Source organism: Rhizobium sp. BK650, assembly GCF_014195325.1.
Taxonomy (GTDB): domain Bacteria; phylum Pseudomonadota; class Alphaproteobacteria; order Rhizobiales; family Rhizobiaceae; genus Rhizobium.
Genome location: NZ_JACIBK010000034.1, coordinates 1 through 1,448, shown reverse-complemented (window position 1 = coordinate 1,448; position 1,448 = coordinate 1). Strand labels below are relative to the sequence as shown.

Annotated in this window: 1 protein-coding gene; it reads left to right on the top strand. The window is 57.5% G+C overall.

Annotation, left to right across the window (positions count from 1 at the left end; translation table 11 throughout):
- Positions 1-141: 141 nt before the first annotated feature.
- Positions 142-1,209, top strand: coding sequence for an IS110 family transposase (locus FHX15_RS30745; protein WP_184402089.1), 1,068 nt, complete (start codon positions 142-144; stop codon positions 1,207-1,209).
- Positions 1,210-1,448: the final 239 nt, after the last annotated feature.

Below are 1,448 nucleotides of genomic sequence, written 5' to 3'. Positions count from 1 at the left end.
AAGGAGGTGGCATGAAAGAGGCCACGCCCGTTGAGAGAAGGGATCAGTGAGATGTATTCGATGATCCAGGGACAGTCACACTTCCAGCCTTTCGGCTTATCCTATTGGGGTTTCGCAGATCTCAATAAAGGAGTTGGAAGCATGACTGCCTCTTATGATTACCATATCGGCGTCGACTACCACAAATCCTACAGTCATCTGGTGGTCCAGGACAGTAGCGGCAAAACGCTCAGATCCGGCCGGGTGAAGAACAATCGCCAGTCGCTCGGCGGCTTTCTCGCGGGCTACCGCGAGAACTCGCATGCGGTCATCGAGGCGACGCGCAACTGGATGGTGATGTACGATTGGCTCGACGACATTTGCGATGATGTCGTTCTCGCCCATCCGCTGAAGGTCAAGGCGATCGCCGACGCCAAGATCAAGACGGACAAGATCGACGCGACCGTGCTGGCGCATCTGCTGCGGGCCGACCTGGTTCCTGAAGCCTGGGCGCCAAGCGAGAAATCACGGGAGCTCCGCGTCGCGCTGCGCGAACGGATGTTTTACGTGCGGCTGCGCACGATGACGAAGAACCGGATCGTCACGGTGTTTGATCGCTATCCGGAGCAGACGGCGCAGTTGAAGAAACTTGGTGATCTGTTCGGCAAGGCCGGCCGCATCCAGTTGGCGCAGGTCAACGTCGCGGAAATCGACCGCATCCAGATCGACCGTGGCCTCGACTTCATCGGCGACATCGATGTGCGGATCAAGCAGTCGGAATCAACGATCCGGGCAATGACCAAGGCCAATGCCAACGTCAAACTGTTAAAGACGATCCCCGGAATCGGCGAGTTCTTCGCCCGGCTGATCGACGCGGAGATTGACGATATATCCCGCTTTCGCAACCCCAAGAAGCTTGCCGCTTATGCCGGGCTTGTACCGTCGACCTATTCCTCTGGCGGCAAGACCTTCCACGGCAAGATCATCAAACAGGGCAACAAGTGGCTGCGCTGGGCTTTCGTCGAAGCGGTGACGCCAGCGATCGCCAGTGACGCGCAGCTTCGAAGCCAATACGAGCACCTGAAGATCAGAGGAGTAAACAAGGCGCGGGTTGCCATCGCGCGCAAGCTTTTGACGATCGCCTTCCAGATCCTGCGTGACCAGCGCGCTTACGAGCGGCGCGGTGAAAGGATCATGGAAGGCACGTCGACGATATCCCGGTTGTCCTGATGTTTTCTTAGTGAGCCCGGCAGGACTGGGCTGCGCTCCTCAAGGAGAATGGGAAACCGGGAGCCGAACGCCACTCTGTGACCGAAGCCACCGGCATCAGGTCACGCATTGGAGAATGGTTCAGAACCGAAGGACAGCAAAAGTCGATCTGTCCGGCGGAAAGAAAGACTTTGCCGATCGGTGCGAATGCCGGTCAAACCCTAACCGAACCCAAGGAAAGACGCCAAATGGAGGTGTTT

Excerpts from the sequence above, each read along its gene's own strand:
- FHX15_RS30745 (WP_184402089.1), top strand. The coding sequence starts at position 142 with ATGACTGCCTCTTATGATTACCATATCGGCGTCGACTACCACAAATCC.